Annotated in this window: 22 protein-coding genes; 13 read left to right on the top strand and 9 right to left on the bottom strand. The window is 66.9% G+C overall.

What is annotated here, in order from left to right; genetic code table 11:
- Nucleotides 1-49: 49 nt before the first annotated feature.
- On the bottom strand, nucleotides 50-817 hold the full coding sequence (locus OG205_RS39185; protein WP_330272863.1) for an AfsR/SARP family transcriptional regulator: 768 nt from the start codon (nucleotides 815-817) through the stop codon (nucleotides 50-52).
- Nucleotides 818-939: 122 nt separating this feature from the next.
- Between OG205_RS39185 and OG205_RS39180 the strand changes: the two genes are divergently transcribed.
- Nucleotides 940-1,326 carry a hypothetical protein gene (locus OG205_RS39180; protein ID WP_330272862.1) on the top strand — a complete coding sequence of 129 codons (387 nt, stop codon included), beginning with the start codon at nucleotides 940-942 and terminating at the stop codon, nucleotides 1,324-1,326.
- Nucleotides 1,327-1,335: 9 nt separating this feature from the next.
- On the opposite strand, the gene OG205_RS39175 is transcribed toward OG205_RS39180, so the two are convergent.
- Complete coding sequence (locus OG205_RS39175; RefSeq protein ID WP_330272861.1) at nucleotides 1,336-2,478, bottom strand: glycosyltransferase family 4 protein; 1,143 nt, start codon at nucleotides 2,476-2,478, stop codon at nucleotides 1,336-1,338.
- Between the two features lie 81 nt (nucleotides 2,479-2,559).
- Nucleotides 2,560-3,210 carry an L-threonylcarbamoyladenylate synthase gene (locus OG205_RS39170; protein ID WP_330272860.1) on the bottom strand — a complete coding sequence of 217 codons (651 nt, stop codon included), beginning with the start codon at nucleotides 3,208-3,210 and terminating at the stop codon, nucleotides 2,560-2,562.
- 196 nt (nucleotides 3,211-3,406) lie between these two features.
- Here OG205_RS39170 and OG205_RS39165 point away from each other — a divergent pair, with 196 nt between their 5' ends.
- The 9 genes from OG205_RS39165 to OG205_RS39125 all read left to right on the top strand — a co-directional run bounded on the left by OG205_RS39165 (nucleotide 3,407) and on the right by OG205_RS39125 (nucleotide 10,400).
- Nucleotides 3,407-4,594 (top strand): hypothetical protein, encoded by a 1,188-nt coding sequence (locus OG205_RS39165; RefSeq protein ID WP_330272859.1) that lies wholly within the window; start codon nucleotides 3,407-3,409, stop codon nucleotides 4,592-4,594.
- Between the two features lie 202 nt (nucleotides 4,595-4,796).
- Nucleotides 4,797-5,231 carry a hypothetical protein gene (locus tag OG205_RS39160; protein ID WP_330272858.1) on the top strand — a complete coding sequence of 145 codons (435 nt, stop codon included), beginning with the start codon at nucleotides 4,797-4,799 and terminating at the stop codon, nucleotides 5,229-5,231.
- Nucleotides 5,228-5,764 (top strand): DUF3558 family protein, encoded by a 537-nt coding sequence (locus OG205_RS39155; RefSeq protein ID WP_330272857.1) that lies wholly within the window; start codon nucleotides 5,228-5,230, stop codon nucleotides 5,762-5,764. Before OG205_RS39160 ends, OG205_RS39155 begins: the two co-directional genes overlap by 4 nt.
- A 21-nt stretch (nucleotides 5,765-5,785) precedes the next feature.
- Entirely contained in the window at nucleotides 5,786-7,078 is a 1,293-nt protein-coding gene (locus OG205_RS39150; RefSeq protein ID WP_330272856.1) for a hypothetical protein, read from the top strand.
- A complete protein-coding gene (locus OG205_RS39145) occupies nucleotides 7,075-7,827 on the top strand; it encodes an ESX secretion-associated protein EspG (RefSeq protein ID WP_330272855.1) in 753 nt (250 codons plus the stop codon). The genes OG205_RS39150 and OG205_RS39145 overlap by 4 nt, the downstream gene beginning before the upstream one ends.
- A complete protein-coding gene (locus OG205_RS39140) occupies nucleotides 7,824-8,303 on the top strand; it encodes a YbaB/EbfC family nucleoid-associated protein (RefSeq protein WP_330272854.1) in 480 nt (159 codons plus the stop codon). The genes OG205_RS39145 and OG205_RS39140 overlap by 4 nt, the downstream gene beginning before the upstream one ends.
- Nucleotides 8,300-8,602 carry a hypothetical protein gene (locus OG205_RS39135; protein WP_330272853.1) on the top strand — a complete coding sequence of 101 codons (303 nt, stop codon included), beginning with the start codon at nucleotides 8,300-8,302 and terminating at the stop codon, nucleotides 8,600-8,602. Before OG205_RS39140 ends, OG205_RS39135 begins: the two co-directional genes overlap by 4 nt.
- Nucleotides 8,599-9,813, top strand: coding sequence for a hypothetical protein (locus OG205_RS39130; RefSeq protein ID WP_330272852.1), 1,215 nt, complete (start codon nucleotides 8,599-8,601; stop codon nucleotides 9,811-9,813). The genes OG205_RS39135 and OG205_RS39130 overlap by 4 nt, the downstream gene beginning before the upstream one ends.
- Before the next feature lie 107 nt (nucleotides 9,814-9,920).
- Complete coding sequence (locus OG205_RS39125; protein WP_330272851.1) at nucleotides 9,921-10,400, top strand: hypothetical protein; 480 nt, start codon at nucleotides 9,921-9,923, stop codon at nucleotides 10,398-10,400.
- Nucleotides 10,401-10,508: 108 nt separating this feature from the next.
- Here OG205_RS39125 and OG205_RS39120 read toward each other — a convergent pair whose 3' ends face one another.
- A complete protein-coding gene (locus OG205_RS39120) occupies nucleotides 10,509-11,462 on the bottom strand; it encodes a TIR domain-containing protein (RefSeq protein WP_330272850.1) in 954 nt (317 codons plus the stop codon).
- A 218-nt stretch (nucleotides 11,463-11,680) separates the two neighbouring features.
- On the opposite strand from OG205_RS39120, the gene OG205_RS39115 reads away from it, so the two are divergent.
- Together OG205_RS39115 and OG205_RS39110 are read left to right on the top strand one after the other, a co-directional pair.
- Nucleotides 11,681-13,354 carry a hypothetical protein gene (locus OG205_RS39115; protein ID WP_330272849.1) on the top strand — a complete coding sequence of 558 codons (1,674 nt, stop codon included), beginning with the start codon at nucleotides 11,681-11,683 and terminating at the stop codon, nucleotides 13,352-13,354.
- Entirely contained in the window at nucleotides 13,351-13,674 is a 324-nt protein-coding gene (locus tag OG205_RS39110) for a hypothetical protein (protein ID WP_330272848.1), read from the top strand. The genes OG205_RS39115 and OG205_RS39110 overlap by 4 nt, the downstream gene beginning before the upstream one ends.
- A gap of 6 nt (nucleotides 13,675-13,680) precedes the next feature.
- Here the strand turns inward: OG205_RS39110 and prmC are convergent, their stop codons facing one another.
- The 5 genes from prmC to rpmE form a co-directional block, all read right to left on the bottom strand.
- Complete coding sequence (gene prmC / locus OG205_RS39105; protein WP_330272847.1) at nucleotides 13,681-14,547, bottom strand: peptide chain release factor N(5)-glutamine methyltransferase; 867 nt, start codon at nucleotides 14,545-14,547, stop codon at nucleotides 13,681-13,683.
- Nucleotides 14,548-14,567: 20 nt separating this feature from the next.
- On the bottom strand, nucleotides 14,568-15,953 hold the full coding sequence (lpdA, locus tag OG205_RS39100) for a dihydrolipoyl dehydrogenase (protein WP_330272846.1): 1,386 nt from the start codon (nucleotides 15,951-15,953) through the stop codon (nucleotides 14,568-14,570).
- A gap of 11 nt (nucleotides 15,954-15,964) precedes the next feature.
- Nucleotides 15,965-17,173 (bottom strand): acyl-CoA thioesterase/bile acid-CoA:amino acid N-acyltransferase family protein, encoded by a 1,209-nt coding sequence (locus tag OG205_RS39095; RefSeq protein ID WP_330272845.1) that lies wholly within the window; start codon nucleotides 17,171-17,173, stop codon nucleotides 15,965-15,967.
- 22 nt (nucleotides 17,174-17,195) lie between these two features.
- Nucleotides 17,196-18,260, bottom strand: coding sequence for a peptide chain release factor 1 (gene prfA / locus OG205_RS39090; RefSeq protein ID WP_330272844.1), 1,065 nt, complete (start codon nucleotides 18,258-18,260; stop codon nucleotides 17,196-17,198).
- An 85-nt stretch (nucleotides 18,261-18,345) separates the two neighbouring features.
- Nucleotides 18,346-18,555, bottom strand: a complete 210-nt coding sequence (gene rpmE, locus OG205_RS39085) for a 50S ribosomal protein L31 (RefSeq protein ID WP_030480430.1) — start codon at nucleotides 18,553-18,555, stop codon at nucleotides 18,346-18,348.
- A 266-nt stretch (nucleotides 18,556-18,821) separates the two neighbouring features.
- On the opposite strand from rpmE, the gene OG205_RS39080 reads away from it, so the two are divergent.
- The gene (locus OG205_RS39080; RefSeq protein ID WP_330272843.1) at nucleotides 18,822-19,184 is read left to right on the top strand and encodes a hypothetical protein; all 363 of its coding nucleotides are present in this window, start codon (nucleotides 18,822-18,824) and stop codon (nucleotides 19,182-19,184) included.
- The last annotated feature ends 274 nt before the right edge of the window (nucleotides 19,185-19,458 follow it).

The raw sequence follows: 19,458 nt of genomic DNA, 5'->3' as shown, positions 1-19,458 counted from the left end.
GTACCGAAGTCTAGGAACTCGCATTGCAGAGCCTGCGGGCAGCCCCCGATTAACGACGGTTAAGCGGTCCCAAACAAGATGGCACACCAATTTCCCGGCCGCACAGGATCTGATCGTGGAGCTCCGCCATCCGCCGCCCCGGCCGAACTCCCAGCTCGTCCGCGAACATCCGGTGAACATCTCGATAGATCGCCAGCGCGTCCGCCGAACGCCCGCCGCGGTGCAACGCCAGCATCAGGAACTCCGCGAACCGTTCGCGCAACGGATGCCGCCTGGCCAATGCGCGCAGTTCGGGGACCAGTTCGCGGTGCGCGCCCAGTTCGATCTCCAGCTCGATCCTGCGCTCGACAGCGACGAGTCGTTCCTCTTCAAGCCGATCGGCCTCGAACCGCAGCGCCTCCGACACCACGTCAGCCAGCGCCGGTCCGCGCCACAGCGACAACGCCTCACGAAGGTCGCCGAGTTCGGTGCGGGCATCCGTGTCGTGGCGGCCGGCCAAGCCGCGGAATCTGTGCAGGTCCACTCGGTCCGCGTCCACGTCGATGCGATAGCCGGTACTGCTACGCAGGACCGATGTACCAAGGGATCCGAGTGCGTGTCTCAAGCGCACCACGTAGACCTGCAGGGTCGAGCACGCGCGGGCCGGCGGCTCGTCCCAGATCCTCTCGATCAGCTCGGTCTGCGACACCGGTTTCCCCGCGTGCAGCAGGAGTGCGGCGAGCAGGCCGCGCAGCTTGCCCGCTTTGAGCGCCACCGCGCCGTTGTCGATCGACAGTTCTCCGAGCAGGCCGAACGTGCAGCTCTCCATGGCTGTCATCCCCCCAGGCAAGTCAACCGTCATCGACGCTAGTCCATTCGCCTACACCTCATGTAGGTGAATTGGCGCAACGGATGGTTAGCGTCGGCCTCGTTGACCACCACGATCGGAGGGGGATTCCGATGGGCAAGGTTCGAACGGCCTCTGTCGCACTGACCGCCGCTGCGGCCGCACTGCTGATGATCGCGCCCGCAGCGCATGCGGACGCAAGCGGCATCAACGGCAGCATCGCGGTGACGGCCGCAGGCAATGGCGGACATGTGACGCAGGTGCGGACCAAGGTCACCTCGGTCGGCCCCTACCTGGCCTTCTACGGCTACTTCCGGATCTTCGGACCGGACTACAGCGTGACCTCGGAAACCCGCAAGTGGGGCCAGAACAGCCTCTACTACTACAACCTCGACCGCGACTACACGAACGGACAGAAGCACTGTTCCGAGGGTTGGTCGCTGCAGGACGACGGCACGTTCAAGCTGCTCGGCCGCCCGTGCGTGGAGAACCCGATCTGACCTGTCTCGTCAGGACTTGCTGCGGGCGTCCCTGAGCCGAGGGATCACCGAGACCACGAACGTCACGATCAGCCCGATGACGAAGCACGTGGCCACGATGATCGGGTCGAACAGCGTGAGCGCGACCGCACCGAACGCCAGAACGCCGGCCCACAAGTAGATGAGCAGGACAGCGCGACGCTGCGAGTGCCCGATCTCCAGCAACCGGTGGTGCAGGTGCATCTTGTCCGGTGAGAACGGGCTCTCGCCGCGTCGGGTGCGGCGGATGATCGCCATCAGCAGGTCCAGCAGCGGCACGAACAGCACCGCGGCGACCACGATCAGCGGCGAGAGCAGACCGAGCAGGTCGGCCGCGCTGCCACTGGCCTGGTTGATCTTGCCGGACGCACTGGTGGTGGCGGCGGCGAGCATGAGGCCGATGAGCATCGAGCCCGAGTCGCCCATGAAGATGCGCGCGGGGTTGAAGTTGTGCGGCAGGAAGCCAAGGCACGCGCCCGCCAGCACGGCGGCGATCAGGGCCGGCGGGTACGCCTCGACGGCACCCTGGCGTTCGACGAGCAGACCGATCGAGAACACGGCGGTGGCCGCGGCGGCGATGAGGCCGATGCCCGCCGCCAGTCCGTCGAGGCCGTCGACGAAGTTCATCGCGTTGATCATGGTGACGGCCAGCAACACCGTCAGCAGAGCGCCCTGGTTCTGGTCGAGCGAAATGGTCGCGCCGCCGTCCCACGGCACCCACGCGATCATCCACTGCAGGCCGAACAACACGAGGATGCCCGCCGCGGTGACCTGGCCGGCGAGCTTGGTGAGCGAGTCGAGCTCGAACCTGTCGTCGATCGCGCCCACGAGCACGATGACGCCGCCCGCGACGATGACGCCCCACGGGTCGTTGGAGAAGTCGAACGCCGCCCGCAGCACCGGCAACTGGTGCGCCACGAACATGCCGCACAGCACGCCGCCGTAGATGGCGACACCACCCATGCGCGGCATCGGCTGCACGTGCACGTCTCGTTGCCGCGGGTAGGCCACTGCCCCGAGCCGGAACGCCATCGCGCGCACCAGCCCCACGAGCAGGAACGTCACGACGGCAGCGATCAACGCGACGAGCAGGTACTCGCGCACGGGAAGGACGAACGAGGATGCGGGCCCCACGGGCCTACCAATCAATCGGGGGTGTTCGGGGTGCTCGCCACGGTACTCGCGGCGACCATGATCAATTGTGGCAGCCGCTCGCTACCGCGCGACCTCGACCTCGATGCCGAGCACCTCGTTGACGTCTTCTTTCGTGACCGCACCCTCGCGCAGGATCAGCGCGTCAGGCCCGGTGAGGTCGACGATGGTCGAGGCGACGTTCTCGCCACTGAGCCCACCGTCGAGGTACACGGGCACGGCGTCGCCGAGCTGATCCCGAGCGTCCTGCGCGCTGGAAGCCGGCGCGTGCCCGGTCCTGTTAGCGCTGGACACGGCCATCGGGCCAACATCACGCAACAGCTCCAGGGCCACGGGATGCAACGGCATGCGCAGCATCACCGTGCCGCGCGTCCGCCCCAAGTCCCAGGCCAAGCTGGGCGCGTGCGGCAACACGATGCTCAGCCCACCAGGCCAGAAAGCCTCGATGAGCGCCCGAGCCTGCCGCGGCACGCTGAGAACCAGCCCGTCGATGGTGGTCCAGGACCCGACCAGCACGGGCACGGGCATGTCGGGCCCGCGCCCCTTGGCGTCGAGAAGACTCCGGACGGCTTCCGCGTCGAACGCGTCGCAGCCGATCCCGTAGACGGTGTCGGTGGGCAGGACGACAAGGCGCCCGCTCCGCACCGCGCCGGCGGCAGCGGCAAGTCCCGCCGCGCGATTGCCCGGTTCGCTGCAGTCGTAGACCGTGCTCACCCCGGTGAGCCTAGCCAGCCGCCCCGACAGCGTGACGCAAGGCCCGGCTAACTGCCTGCGGGGCCGCACCCAGGAGAGCTAGTTTTGAGCGGTTTGCTCAGATCTGGGGGAGATCATGGACCAGCAGCACGCAGAGCCACCGAACTTGTGGGCGCCCGTAGGCGCGCCACCACCTACGCCGCCAAAGCCGCGCACGATGCTGATCGTCGGGCTCTCGATCGCTCTGGCAGCGCTGCTCGTCGTAGCGGCCGGCGTGTTCGGCATCAAGCACTTCACGAGCCGGCACCAGCCCCCGGCGCAGGCGCAGCAGGTGGAAGAGAGCGCGCTGAGACAGGTGCCCGGCGACGGCCAGCCGCTGAAGTTCGGCGGCACGGCCCTGTACGACGCCTGCTCCGTGATCACGATCGACCAGCTGACTGGGCTCGGCGTCTCGCTCAATGCGAAGGCCGGCGTCACCCACGAACACCTCGACGGCGACATACCGCCTGATGCAGCACTCGCCCAGAGCGCCGCGGACTCCGCCAGCTACTGCACCTACACGCTGTCCAACGGCAACTCGCTCAGCGTGAGCGTGCGCCAGACACCGTTCAACACGGCGGCAGACCTGGCCTTCCTGCAGACCGGTGGCACACGACGACCTGGCACCCCACGCTCCGAGGACAGCCTGTCGCTGATCCAGTGGAACGACGCTGAATCCACGACGCAGCACATCGACGTGTGGAAGCCCGATCTCCTGATCAACGTATACATCGACACGTACAACCCCGGGCCCTACGGCGCGATGGACGTCCAGACGTTCGCGACCGCACTCGAACCTCTGGTGAAGTCCGCGATCTCCAAAGGCCCCACCGCCCCGATGCGCCACGTCTACTCAGGACTGCTCGGCAAGGTCAAGAGCCCGTGCGAGGCCATGAGCAGAACGGCGTTCCGGCAGTCCTTCCCGGCGCACTCGGGTGAAGCGGCGATGACGGAGGGCACGTTCTACCCGGCCGCGTCGAGCAGAGGCCCTGAGTGGGAAGGCCAGATCTCCTGCGAGCGCCACAACATCGTGCCGAACGGGGACCTCAACAAGGCCGAGTACCGCGAGCTGCACGTCTCGCTGTCCGTCCGGGAGAACGAGCAGGCCGCAACCGAGCACAACACCCTGCTGTGCGGCCTGACGTCCAGGCCCGACATCGCCGACGTGGTCGCCGTGACCCCGTCGGTCGGCACCGGCCGAACCTGCATGCTGAGGATCGGGTCCGACTGGACGCTCCAGTTCCAGCTCGGCCACGTCGGCGTCAGCATCAGAGGCCCCCTCGCCGAGAACCCCACGCAGGACGAGCGCCGCGAGTTGCTCGTCCCCGCAGCGCAGGCGATCGCGGAGGCCGGGCTGATCCGCTGACCTACGAGATCTCATGCACCCCACTGGAGCTGTGCCTGCGTTCTCACTTAGCGCGTTCAGAACCTTCCTGACCAGCGTGAAGTTTTAACCCAAACAGGTTGAGTAGTTCAACTTATCCCCCAAACGGCCGCACAACTGTAAGGTCATGGGTCGACCACAGAGCGCAATCGGGGAGGGTCGAGCTTCTGTGTCTGGGGAAGTAGTGACAAGCGGCAAGGCAGGCAGTTTCGCCGACAGGGCCTCTGGGGGCACCTGGGACGGCATCTTCGGCAGCGGGCTGAGCGCCGTCATGGACGCCGGCAAGGCCATCGCCGTGGCCGTGGAGACGCAGCAGCTCTCCGTCGACCCACACCTGGTCGACGCCATGATCAAAAAACTGACCGCGATGCAGGACGAGCTTGAGAAGATCCTGCGAAAGCGAGGTCAGCTCAACCTGCAGATGAAGCTCGGAGGCGGATACGCCGAGCACATCGTCAAGTCCAACACAGACTTCGGTGCGGCGGCGGTCAAGCAGATCGAGGACGTCGCTCGGGCCATCGAGTCCTTGAAGACGCAGATCGAGAAGAGCCGCGCCTCTTATCAGAACGCCGACCAGAGCGGCTCCGACTCGCTCAAGAAACTCAACGGGAAGTCATGAAGCGCATCCTCATCGCCACCTTGATCGGGTTCGCGGCAGCCACCGCCGGATGCACCGGCACGACGGGCACACCGACACCGACGCCCACCGCGGGTAGCAGCACACCGACCAGCGACAGCAACGCCGCGTCCGGTTTGAAAGCAATCAAGCCCTGCAGCCTCCTCACCGATACCGAAGCAACCGGCTTCGGCTTCAAGCTTCCCGGCGAAGCAGGGAAAATCGCCTCTGCCGACACCTGCGACTGGACGATCCCCGGAGGCGGAGGCCTCAACGCGGGCATCTACGTCGACAAGGGCGTGAAGGACCTGAACATCCAGGGCGACAAGGTCTCCGACATCACGGTCGGCAAGTTCACCGCAACGAAAGCGGAAGCCCAAGACGGATCCAAAGACACCTGCGCCATTGTGATCGCTGCTGGTGAGACGTCGTCCGTTGCGCTCATCTCGACCGTCAAAGTCGCGACCGGCGATACCGCGGCCGCGTGCGAGCGAGCATCGAAGGCGGCCGACCTGATCGCATCGAAGCTGCCGTAACGACGCCCGAGGGGGATTCTCATGGCGCCCATCAAAGCCGCTGTTCCGACACCGACTGACAACTATCCGGGCCAGCAACACGAGCACATGAAGAGCCTGGTCACCCAGAACTACGCCCCTGAGACCGCGACCGAGGCAGTCGATGTGTGGAGGGCGTTCGGCACCACGTTCAAGGACCTGGCGACCGACTTCAACATCCTGATCAACGGCTCGCAGAGCGCGTGGACAGGACGGGCCGCCGAAGGGGTCCGGAACGCGCTGGGCAAGATCGGCACGTTCGCGGATCAGACCGGCGAAGGCTTCACTCGCACGGCCGGCGCCATCGAACAACAGCGGGAAGCGGCGGTCCAGGCCAACAAGAGCATGCCTGCTCCCGTCGAGTTCAACCCGTTGAAGATCGCGGGCAAGTGGGCGTTGGCAGGCGGCCCCCTGAATCCGGTCGCCATGGTGGGTGCGCCCGTCGAAATGATCTCGACGCACAACGAGCAGCAGGGTGCGAAAGAAGAAGCCGTGCAGGTCATGCAGACGCGTGACAGCACGATGATGTCGGCGGCGATGTCCATGCCCACCATGGAATCCACGCCGCAGGTCACGCAGGACCAGGGCGTCACGCAGACGAGCAGCACCACCAGTTCGCACAGCCTGAGCAACGTCAACGCCAACCAGCAGTTCAGCAACAACAGCAGCACTGGCATGCCGTCGATGCCTCCGGGGTCGAACAACGGCACGACCAACGCCGCGTGGGCCGCTCCTCAGGTCAAGGACCCGTCGCTGCAGCCCGGCAACAACAACCAGAACAACCCCGGCGGCCAGAACCGGCCCCCGTTCACCCCGCCCGGCGTGCTGCCTCCCGGCATGCGACCGCCCGGCGGCACGCAGGGCAGGCCTCCAGGCGGCGGTCCCGGCATGGGGCGCGGTGGCCCCGGCGGTGGTGGTCCCGGCGGTGGTGGTCCCGGCGGTGGTGGTCCCGGCGGCGGTGGCTCTGGCGGCGGTGGCGCAGGTGGCGGTCGCGGCACGGGTCCCGGCGGTATGGCCGGCGTGGGCGGTTCGGGCCGCGGCATGGGCAGTTTCGGTCCCGCGACGCCCGGTGGCAGCGCCGGAGTCGCAGGCGGTCCCGGTGGTGGCACGGGTGCCGCTGGTGCAGGTGCGGCGGGTCGTGGTGGCGCGGCCGGTGGCATGGGGGCCGGCGGTGGCGCCGGTGCGGGCAAGGGCGGTGGCGAGGAGGACAAGGAGCACAAGTCCAACTACCTCGTGCCCACCGACGACTTCTTCGACGACGAACGCATGGTCGCGCCGCCGGTGATCGGCGGATGAGGCAGATCGCGCAGCTCTCCCTGCCCGCGTTCGAGGTCCTCTGGGAGGACCTGCGGGCGGGGAACATCCCGTACCCGTTCGACGTCAGCCAGCACGGCGAGACGCTCGACGAACGCGTGCGCATCAAGGCATCGGTGCACGCCGACCTCGAACGCCGGAACCTGGCACGGCGCGGCAGGCCGGAGCCCGACCTCGAGGACGCGCTGAACCTGTTGGCGCGCCCCGAACTCCGCGTGATCGCCCTCTGCATCCCGGACATGAACCAGCAGAAGCTGATCCGCGCGAGCGTGGTGGCGCGCGGCGGCTACGCGGTCCTGGTGACCCAGGACGACACGGCCGTCACGCTGAACCTGGTGCAGCCCAACGAGATCGCCACGAGCCTCGCGAACGCCATGCCGCCGGGCCGCCCCGGACCCGGCAAGCCGGTGACGGTGCCGGCCCAGGCCTTCGAAGCCCAGCAGCAGCAACAGGAGGGCTTCCGTCAGGCGGTCCGCACGATGGAGAACGACGACGTCCGCATCGCCAAGCAGATGCTGACCGGGCCCGCCATCGGCAACGGGCACTTCCTCGTGCAGCTGGGACAGGGCCGCACCAAGCGCGACTTCCCACCGGTCACCTGGATCGACACGAACCGGGGCCGCTACTCCAACATCGAGACCCGCAGCGGCTGGTTCACCATCAGTCCCGCGGACAACATGGGCCTGGCACGGCACCTCGGACAGATCCTCGCGATGACGAGCGAACGATGAACCCCGAACAGATGATCGCGGACCTGGAGTCCCGGGCACAGCAGATCCAGCAACGCTCCCAGCAGATGCAGGAGCAGATCCAAGAGGCCAGCAGCACAGTCACCTCGCCCAACGAGGCGGTGACCGTCCAGGTCGCACCGAACGGCGCGTTGCAGCACATCGAGTTCTCCCCCACCGCGATGCGCCTGACACACGTGCAACTGAGCCACCTCGTGATGCAGACCGTGCAGAAGGCCCAGATCAACGCCGCCGAACAGGTGGCGTCCATTGTGGAGCCCGAGTTCGGCGGCACCGAGGCGATGGACTTCCTTCGCAGCTTCATCCCGCAGCCGGAGGAAGAGGAAGCGCCGCCTCCACCTGAGGACGGCCAGGTGATGCGCGAGGTGTCGTGGAACGACCCGGCCCAGAAGCCAGCGCCACGGCCACAACGTCCGGCGGATGACGACGAAGACGGCTTCGGGAGCGTGCTCCGGTGACGGGCTTCGGAGTCGAGCCGACCGAACTGCTCAAGTTCGCGAAGGGCCAGCGGGCGCGAGAGGACGCATTGGACGCCGCAGCCAACAAAGCGGCTGCGGTTGACCTCGGTGGCGACACGTTCGGCCAGTTGCTGTCCTTCTTCGCCTCCGACGCGCAGGAGTGGGCGCAGGGTACGACCGCAGCTATCAGGGAACTGGCCACTGCAGTCGGCAGGGCCTCCGAAGACACTGCGGCCACAGCGGACACGTACTCATCGCACGAGGACGCCAACCGCACCAGATTTGAAGGTCCACGATGACCTTCACAGGCTTCGGCGACGGCTGGACGAACCCCGACAACGTCGCCGGCGGTGGCGTGGCCGAGTCGCTCATCCAGACCATCGACTCGGCTCACCGCCTGGGCGAGGGCGACTTCCTGGAGTTCGGGATGAACGCCGCCGCGCTGGCCTTGGACGGGCTCGGCATGTGGATGGATCCGTTGGGATCGCTGGCCACCGCGGGCATCGGCTGGCTGATCGAACACCTGAGCTTTCTCCGCGAACCGCTGGACTGGCTCGCAGGCAACGGCGACAAGATCAAATCTGCCGTGACCATCTGGAACCAGGTCGCGGCAGACCTCCACGAAATCGGCGAGCAGCAGGACAGGGCCGTCAAGAGCGAACTGCCGTGCTGGGAGCAGGGAACGGCGGCCGAGAAGTTCCGGCAGAGTCAGGGAGACCTGGCGACCGAGATCGGCGCGGTGTCGAAGACATGCGCGTTCGTCGCGTCGGAGATCGCCAAGGCAGGCACGATCACGGCTGCGATCCGCGGGATGATCCGCGACCTCATCGCCCTGTTCGTCTGGGAGGTGATCCGCAACGCCGTCATCGCGCTCGCGTCCTCGTGGGTCTCGCTCGGCAGCTCTCTCGCAGCGTTCTCCGCGTGGGCGGTCGGGCGCGGCGCGGCGGTACTGGGCAAGATCACTCAGCAACTGGCCAAGCTGGTCAAACTCATCACTCGGATCATGGGCCGCCTCAAGGGGCTCTTCGGCCAGCTCGGTGATGTGCTCAAGCGGCTTGGCCGGTTCGGCAGAAGCGGTGGACCTCGCGCTCCCCATGCCCCCTCCACGCGCGGGGACGGGCTCGCCGATGCGGGCAAGCGGCTTGAGGACTGGGGGAACTCGCGCCCGAAGGTCAGCGAGGCGGGGGACAAGCTCAAGCAAGCGGGCAACGAGTTCAAGGACGGCTACGGCGACGCCGGCAACGTCTGGAAGCACAAGTACGAGGAGCCGTACCAGAACAAGGTCCCGCAGCCGTCGCAACCGTTCCAGGAAGCGGCCGGCGCCTATACGCCTTACAAACCGACCACCCGGCCTGACGGCTCGGTGACGCCGCACTCGATGCCCAACGTCGAGGACGGGGGCTGGATCGCGAAGGCAACGGCTGATCACCTGCGTGAATGGGCGAAGTACGACGAGTTGGAGAACCAGGGCAGGACGTTCCCAAGACAGCAAGGGTCGTTGGACGAATGATCGGCACCAGACCTCCCCTTCGAGCGAAGAGACTGCTCGTTGCCTGTCTGTTCCTCACGGCCGTCATGGTGGGCAGCTTTTTGCCCAACACCCCCGCCAGCAATCTGATGGTCCTCTTCATTCTCGCCACGGCCATCTGCCTGATCGGCTACGGCGCCGCACTGAGCGGCTACCGGCGCCCGGAGAAGTGGCCGATGTTCACGGCGCTGGCGATCGGCGTCGTCACCGCGTTCGCGGTGAACACGGGCGGCCATTCGCTGTGGCTCACCGCGTTCGGGGAACCGGTGCACTGCAAGGTCATGAGCGTGGACAGCCATTCGAGCAGCCGCGGCTCCACACAGTGGTCCAACGAGCTGGATTGCGGTGGCAGGACGCTGACCTACTGGCCCAGCCTCGGCCACACCGTCGAAGACGCAGGCCGTGACGTCGATGTGGTCGTGGACGAGGTGGGGTTCGTCCGTGAACTCGAACCGGGCAAGGTCAACCTGGGGTTCAACCTGCTGTTCCTGGTCGCTGTGCTCGTGAACGGCGCGTTCGTCTTCCTCGTCGCCTGGCTTCCGGTTCGTGAACCCGCGCCAGAGCAGTAGGCGTACACGCGGTCACGCGCGAGGCGGCGGATCCTCATAGCGCGTGACCGCGTGCCCTCCCCGCGGAGAACATACGACCGTTTGACCCCAACGGGCCCAAACGACGCGTTATTGGCCAGGATTTGGCCACTCCGCCCAGGACTCCACGACTCGCAGACCGCTGCGCAGCGCGGTGAGGCCCTCGCGGAACACCGTCATCGTGCGGCGGATCGGTACGTCGGACGCCTCGAGACGGTGCGTCGACGCCAGGAGGGCTTCCACGCCCGGCACGAGGTCGTCCAGTTCCGAGAAGCGAGCAGACGAAGGAACGCCGGCTGAGCGCAGGGCTCGGTCAGCATCGAAGGCTTGGCGTTCGAACGTGCGGCCGGCGTCTCGCAGGCGCACGGCGGCGGGGGCCAGCGCTGCCCGGTCGACGCCCAGCAGGGCCTGGAAGTCCGCCACCACGCTGCCGCAGGAGTCGATCACCGCCTGGACGTCGCGGGAGAATCGGGCCAGCACAGCGGGAACGTCGACCTCGGGCGGCACGGGAGCGGTGAGCAGCGTGCGTTCGGCGGCCTCCACGTTGTCCACGAGTTCTGACGCCAGCGCGAGCATCGTGCGGCGCCACGCGGGGGACGACGGTCCCTCGATCCACGCTTCGCGGACGCTGCGGTGCTGGCGCTCGACCACCAGTTGCACGGCCAGGTCCGGGTTGTGTTCGGTCAGGTGGTCGGCGCCGAGCAGGACGACGGGGAGCAGGAGACCGCGCACGCCGTCCACGAAAGCCTGGTTGTAGAAGAGGAACAGCTCCTCGCGGCAGTACGGGCGGTCGAAGTAGCGGCGGGTCAGCACCGGGATCAGCACGGTCGTGCCGCGGACGGCGGAGCGCAGGGTGGGTTGGACGAGGTCTCCCCAGCCGATGGCCTCGCGGTCGAGGAAGATCTCCAGCGAGCGGCCTCGGTCCGCGTAGGCGTAGTGGCGCAGCGCCGTGGCGAACGGGCCGACGAAGTCCATCACCACGTCGTCCTGGCGCGCGTAGCTCAGGAAGCAACGGATCGGCGGCGCGTCCGAGAAGCGCGTCATTTGCCCTCGTTCGGCGCATTGACAATGTGCAATTCAGCCACCTCTGCCCCATTCCGATCAGGAACGACTATTGTGCCAGCAACGGTACGAATTGCATGTTGTTCGTTGTCTCACCATGTCCCTGACCAGCACAAACACAGAGTGCTCGATTTCAATGACAGAAAGTGGACAGGACAATGTCAACTCCCGTGGCAACGACGGGAAACGATTCTCCGAAGTTGCGCGACGACACAACCCGCTTCCTCTGCGGAGCCGCTCACCGCGACGAGGAGTTCGCGGACTCAGCCATTCGCGAGTACCTCGTCGAGGCCACTCGGTCGATTCCGCGATCGCCAGGAGTCAACTCCGGCGCGGTGTTGCGGGAGGCGGTGGCGGCACGCACGCGGCGCAAGGTGCGCGACGGTCTGTTGCTGGCGCTGGCGGTCGTGGTGCTGTTCGCCGCGAACGGGACGCTGCTCGTGGCGTGGCTGGTGGTCGCCTCGATCGTGGCGGTCGGGACCGGGGCGCGCTTGGCGCTCACGCGTCCGAAGAAGACCGCGCCTCACACGCGCGGGCCGGCCGTGCTCGGCTCGATCGCCAGCGCGATCGCGCTTTTCTTCGTGCTGTACAAGTTCATGGAAGAGCTCGCCGCCTCCAGCGAGTACTGCAGGCCCAGGTACGAGGTGTGCGAGCAGGAGAGCAGCGGCGCCGTGCTCGCGACCTTGATCATCGCGATCGCGCTGATCTTCGCGATACTGCTGGGCGATCGGGTCGTGACCTGGCTGCTGGTGACGAAGAGCTTCCGGCGCACCGGTTTCCGCACCAGCCAGGGCGAGGAGGAGCTGTGGCGAAACGAGTGGAAGTTCCGGGAGCTTGGGCACTCGAACTACGCCGAAGCGCTCGCGCTCTATCCGACCGAGAACGACGCCGAACCTGACGACTCCGAAGAGGCGCAGGTGATCGTCTATCACGGCTATCGCCCGTTCGTCGGCTCCGGCACGATGTTCGAACCGTGGTCGATGGCTCTGCCTCTCAAGCTCGCCAAGGACAAGACCGACGCGCCACTGCCCGGATTCGCCCTCGTGGAGCTGTACGACCGCATCACGAGCGAACTGGTCAAGACGGGCCGCTCGCCGTCGCTCTCACCGGGGCATCGGTTGCGCGGACTGAAGACCGGTGACCGCGTCGTCATCTCCTCGGTCGAGCTGATCGACCACATAGATGACGCCGAAGCGCGAATCGTGTTGCCGAACAAGGACCATTCGCCCGAGTCGGCGGTGGACAGGTCCGTTGTGGACGGTCTGATCGCCAGGCCGATGGAGTGGATGCGCTACTTCCGCTCGTTCCAGGTCGAGACGTGGGACCGCGACGTCGTCGTCTCCGCGTACCTGACGTTCGGCCTCGACGAGGAAATGCTCTACGTCGAGTGGACTCCCTGCATCCTGCACCCGATCCACGCCCACCACCGGCAGATCGACGTGTTGCCGGAGCAGTCGATGCGCCCGTTCCTCGACGCGGTCGTCGACCTGCTGAAGTTCCCGGCGTCGCTGCCGAAGCGCTTCGCCACGGCCGTGGGCTGGATGAACCCGATCCACCAGGCGGAAGGCACGTTCGTCGCGGCACGGTACGGCGCCAGCAACAGCCTGCGCGAGCTCGCGAGCAGGAGCCAGGTCGACAACTACTTCCAGCTCACCGACGTCGAGCGCTACATCAAGGTGCTGGAGTCACGGCTGCTGCGCACGCTGGGCGAGTTCCTGGAGAGCAAGGGAATCTCGGTCACCGAGTTCATGGAACAGGCCATGCAGGTGACCAGCAACAACGTGCACATCACGGGCCCGGTGATCTCCAGCAACATCGCCACGGCCGGCAAGGCACGCACGGGCAACACCAGCACGACCAGGGGTAAGTCATGAACGAGCGGAACTTCGAGATCCAGGGGCCGGTGATCGGCAGCAACATCGGCACGAGTGGACGCGCCAGAACCGGGGACGTCCACATCGGACACATCCAGGACGTGAGCGCAGTGCTGCGGCTGCTCGACGAACTGCGCGAGGACCTGACCGAGACCCAGGCACCCACGGCCACGATCGAGACGGTGGACGATCTTCGCGCCGAGGCCCGCAAACCCAAGCCCAGCAAGGACGTCGCGGACCACCTGATGGACAAGCTGGCGGACCGCGGCCTCGGCGAGCAGATGAAGGACCTGTCGAAGGCCTTCGACGCGCTCTTCTAAGCCGGTCTAACCGACTTTGCGGGCGGTCGCGAACCGGGGCCGCCCCGCCAGGTCGGCGTGATCGGTCACGTCCGCGAGCACCCGGCGCGCGGCCAGCAACGCCGGCACGGACTCCCCCTGCGTGTCGTCGTGCTCGATGCCGACCGACCCGCCGGGCTTGAGCCAGCGTGCCGCCGCCCGCACGACGTGGCGGATCACGTCCAGCCCGTCCGCACCGGAGAACACCGCGTGGTGCGGATCGTGCACACCCACCTCGGGCTGCACGGGAGTTCCCTCTGGCACGTAAGGCGGATTGCACACCACGAGGTCCGCCAGACCGTCCAGATCGGACAGCAGCGACGGGTCGGTGGCGTCCCCAGAGTGCAACCGGATCGGGGTGTCCCCGGCGGCCACCCGCGCGTTCGCGTTCCGCCGCGTCCACGAGATCGCCTGCGGATCGATCTCCACCGCGTGCACCACGGCGTCCGGGCGCGCGGCCGCGATGGACAACGCCAGCGCGCCCGTTCCCGTGCACAGGTCCACGACGACCGGCGACGAAACTCCGACCAGCGCCTTCAGACCCCACTCCATCAGCAGTTCGGTCTCGGGCCGCGGCACGAACACACCGGGCCCGACCTCGACGGTGATGGTGCCCATCGGCGACCAGCCGAGGATGTGCTGCAACGGAATGCGCGAGGCGCGAACGAGAACGAGCTTGTGCAGCTGGTCGATCACCGACGGATCGACCAGCGGGATGAGCGGCAACCGCCCGCGCTCGACCCCGAGCACGTGCGCGGCCAGGTACTCCGCGTCGACGCGCGGACTGTCCACACCCGCCTCGGCGAGGATCTTGGCCGCCTCGGAGACGGCGAGGCGGAGCGGTTGCCGGTTCATCATCAGATGAGAAAACTACCTCAGAAGTTGATCATGTGCCCGGCCAGGCCGTGCACCGCTTCCTTGACGGCCTCCGACAGCGTCGGGTGCGCGTGGACGTTGCGCGCGACCTCGTTGACCGTGAGGTCCCACTGCTGCGCCAGCGTGAGCTCGGGCAGCAGCTCGGTCGCCTCGGGGCCGATGATGTGGCCGCCGAGCAGCTCGCCGTGCTTGCCGTCGCTGATCAGCTTCACGAACCCGGCGAAGTCGCCGAGGCCGTGCGCCTTGCCGTTCGCGGTGAACGGGAACTTCGCGACCTGGACGTCGAAGCCCTTCTCACGGGCCTGCGCCTCGGTGTAGCCGAACGACGCGATCTGCGGCTGGCAGAACGTCGCCCGCGGGATCATCACGAAGTCGAGCTCCATGGTCTCCGCGCCCGCGATGGTCTCGGAGGCGATGATGCCCATGGACTCGGCGGCGTGCGCGAGCATCAGCTTCGCGGTGACGTCACCGATCGCGAAGATGTGCGGCACGGACGTGCGGCCGCGGCCGTCGATGTCGATCGCACCGCGCTCGGTCAGCTTCACGCCGGTGTTCTCCAGGCCGTAGCCCTCGACGCGCGGCACGAAACCGATGGCCTGCATGACCTTGTCGGCCTCGAGGACCTCCTGGGCGCCGTCCTTCGACACCGTGACGCGGACCTTCTCGCCCGACTCGTCGATCGACTCGACCCGCGTGCCGACGCGGACGTCGACGCCCAGCTTCTTGTAGCGCTTGAGCAGCTCGGCGGAGATCTCGGCGTCCTCCAGCGGCACCATCCGGTCGAGGAACTCGACGATGGTGACCTTCACGCCGTAGTTGTGCATGACGTAGGCGAACTCGACGCCGATCGCGCCGGCGCCCGCGATGATGATCGAGTCGGGCAGCTGCTCGGTCATGATCTGCTCTTCGTAGGTCACGACGCGGTCGGACTTCTGCGTGTTCGGCAGCATCCGGGTCGTGGCGCCCACTGCGATGATCGCGTGGCCGAACGTGATCGTCTCGTCCCCGACGGTCAGCGAGTGGTCGTCGGTGAAGTTGGCCCACCCGTTGTACTCGGTGATGCCGTTCTTCTTCATGAGGAAGTGCACGCCCTTGACGCGCCCGTCCGCGACCTTGCGGCTGCGCTGCCACGCCTGGCCGTAGTCGAAGCTCACGGTGCCGTCGACCTTGATGCCGAACGTCTTCTGCTCGTGCGTGAAGATGTGCGCGAGCTCAGCGTTGCGCAGCAGGGCCTTCGAAGGGATGCAGCCGACGTTCAGGCAGACGCCGCCCCAGTACTTCTCCTCGACGATGGCGGTCTTCAGCCCGAGCTGAGCCGCACGGATCGCGGCGACGTACCCGCCGGGACCCGCACCCACGACCACGACATCAAAGTGTGCGCTCATAAGCACACAACCTAGCTCCCGAGCTGCTCCCGCAAGAACTCAACCGTCCGTTTCCAGGCGTTCGCCTGAGCATGTGCGGTCGCGCGCGGGACACCACCACCCGAGAAGGTGACACCGGGCCCTGGATAGGTCACGTCGGTGGCCGGCCGGTGCGGCGGGCCCGCGATCAGGTGTCCTGCCTCGGGATACACGACGTGCTCGTACGGGAACGGGTGCTCGTGGTCCTTGAGCCGCCGCATCGCGACCTCGCTCAGGTCGACTGACGGCCACCCGTCGTCCTGTCCGGACGAGATGAGCAACACACCCCCGACGATCCGTTCGACAGGGATCTCGGTGTCCTCGGGGATGCCGTCCTCGGTGCTGAACGCGAGCCGCAACGGCACCGGTTCGTCGTTGACGATCTTCGCCCGCAGCTCGTCGCCGATCTCGTACGGCAGATACGGCAGCGGCTCGCCCTTCAACGTCCACGACGCCGCTTCGTACGAGAGCTTCTGCAGCAGGTTGGCGCCCGGCCCGATCGCCTGCGTCACCACGCCGCTGCCCACAATGCTGACCACCGCGCTGACCTGCGAGAACGTCGCGCCGACGAGCAACGCCAGCTCACCGCCGCGCGACCCACCGATGATGCCGATCTCGCCCGAGCGTTCGGACAGGTAGTCGATGGCCTTGCCGAAGTACTCGAGTGGGATGTCGACGAGGTTCTCGGGCAGGCCCTTCATGCCGAAGTAGCCGAGGGCGAACGTGACGAACCCGTGCGCGGCCAGCAGCGCCGCGTCAGTCTCGTGGATGCCGCCTTCTGACCCGCTGAGCACGATGACGCCCGGCAGCTCGCCTCCGTCGTCCTCAGGGGCGAACAGCGTGCCGACCAGCCCGTTCTCCCGGACCTCCAGCCGTTCGACGCCCTCGGGCACAGAGAGCCGTTCGAGAACGCGGTCGCCCACGCCCTCGACGGACAGCACGGTGGGACCGGCCTTGCCGCCGGTGCGTTCCAACGACCAGAACAACCCCATCGGGTCAACGCCGCGATAGCTGCCATCGAGCGGTGCGTGCCTGGTCAGATCTACGACACCACGGTCGTCCGCCTCGAACACGGTGTGAGAGGTGCGATCGCCTGTGGAGAGCTGCACGGTGACTGTCTGGCCGGGTTTCAGCCCGGCCACGAGCACGTCGACCGGCTGGTCGAGGGGCGCTGACTGCGGATTCACCAAGATCTCGGCCACAACGCGCCCCTCCCACGTCGGATTACCCGCCTGCGAGCCGTTCTGCCCGGTCAGCGGCGGCGAGTGCGTCCACCACCGCGTCCAGGTCTCCGTCGAGCACCTGGTCCAGGTTATGCGCTTTGTACCCAACCCGGTGATCGGAGATGCGTGATTCGGGGAAGTTGTAGGTCCTCACCCGTTCACTGCGGTCAACGGTGCGGATCTGGGTGCGCCGCGCGTCCGACTGCTCCTGCGCCTTCTGCTCCTCGGCGAGGGCCACCAGCCGGCTCTGCAGCACGTGCATGGCGCGAGCCTTGTTCTGCAACTGGCTGCGCTCGTTCTGGCACGACGTGACGATGCCGGTCGGCAGGTGCGTGATGCGCACGGCGGAGTCGGTGGTGTTGACCGACTGACCACCCTTGCCGGACGACCGGTAGACGTCGATCCGCAGGTCCTTCTCGTCGATCTCGACCGCGGCCGTCTCCTCGGTCTCCGGGAACACGAGAACGCCGGCGGCGGAGGTGTGGATGCGCCCCTGCGACTCGGTGACGGGCACGCGCTGCACGCGGTGCACGCCGCCCTCCCACTTCAGCCGGCTCCACACCCCGTCCGGCACAGCGTTCTTGGTCTTGATGGAGACGGTGACGTCCTTGAACCCGCCGAGGTCGGAGTCGGTGCCGTCGAGCATCTCGACCTTCCACCCATGTCGCTCCGCATACCGCGTATACATACGCAGTAGGTCCCCAGCGAACAGCGCGGACTCCTCGCCACCTTCACCGGACTTGATCTCCAGCAGCACGTCGTCGCCGTCGTGCGGGTCACGCGGCAGCAGCAGTTCGTTGAGCTTCTCCTCCAGCTTGGGGAGCTGCTCCTCGATCTGCTCGACCTCCTCCTGGAAGGACCGGTCCTCGGCAGCGAGTTCCTTCGCCGCCTCCAGGTCACTCTTGGCCTGCTCGATCTCCCGCGCCGTCTTCACGACGGGCCCGAGCGCGGCGTACCGCTTGCCGAGCTTGCGCGCCCCCGCCTGGTCAGCGTGCACGGAGGGATCGGCGAGCTTCTTCTCCAGCTCGTCGTACTCGGCGAGCAAGCTGTCCAGCGACTGCGACACGTCTCCTGCTTTCGTTGGGTTTCCGTGGAAACGGCGACGGCGCCCGCCCCGGCCAGAAGGCCGAGGTCAGGCGCCGTGAAAGCAGCTACTTGTTGCGCTTGCCGTAACGCGCCTCGAAGCGCGCGACGCGACCGCCGGTGTCCAGGATGCGCTGCTTGCCCGTGTAGAACGGGTGGCAGTTGGAGCACATTTCGACGCGAACCTCGGAAGCCGAGGTGCTGCGCGTGGTGAACGTGTTCCCGCAGCTGCAGGTCACTTCGGTGGGGGTGTACTCGGGGTGGATGCCAGTCTTCAAGATCTTGTCCCTTTCAAGGATGGCCGCCGGGTCCCAGTTGGTGAACGGGTGAACCGGAGCCGGACTCGACCATTTAGTTTGCCAGACCGTTCAACACGTGCAAAAACGCGGTTGTTCCCAACCCCGCCCCGTGGCTTAAGTCACAGCCGCTTAACCTCCACGATACGCCGTTCGGCGCAAGGTGTGGCCGTTCGGCCAAATACGACTCCATGTTGTTGGCGGGTCTCCATCAGACTGTGGCCGTGTTCTGCACCTCAGAGCGGCCCATGAACCAGCACATGTGGCTGGCAGTGCCGTTCCTGTTCTCCGCCGCCGTGTTCGGCCTCATGGGGTCGGCAGGGCTGATCACGGCTTCCTGGACCACGGTGCCGCTGTCACCGGTCGTGACGGGAGCCGGCGTGGCAGTGGCCGCGGCGGTATCGGGCGGGGTGCGCTGGAAGCGAACCTGGCAACGCACCTGGCTGAGGTGGCCGTACCTGGCAGCAGTCCTGGCGCTGGGCGTCGTCGAGGGCGCGGTGGAGGTACCCGCCATGGCCGCGACGGTGGTGGGCCTGCCGGTGCTGCTGGGCCTGGCGTTCCAGGCGCTGGTGCAGAACGACGAGAGCCGCCAGACCACCCGCTGCCGCTGACCAGCACAAACGCAGGCTGACGCAGGGGTCCCCTCCGAAGTTGGATCCCCCGCGACCCAACTTAGCGACGGGGTCTGACACTCCAGCGATGCCGAAGGCGAGCCGTCCTTACCGTGCGGTCCGGGTGGGGTGGCTTCGTCACGAGTCGTGCCACAGCTCTTGCTGCATCAGGGAAGGGGTGTCAACTCGACACGCTTTTCGTCGAGTTGACACCCCTTCCCTGATGTGGCCCGCTCTTGGCTCGACTCGTGACGAAGCCACCCCACCAACGCAA

The organism is Lentzea sp. NBC_00516 (assembly GCF_036346835.1).
Taxonomy (GTDB): Bacteria; Actinomycetota; Actinomycetes; order Mycobacteriales; family Pseudonocardiaceae; genus Lentzea; species Lentzea sokolovensis.
The sequence above is the reverse complement of the archived record's forward strand: the minus strand, read 5'-3'. Positions and strand labels throughout refer to the sequence as shown.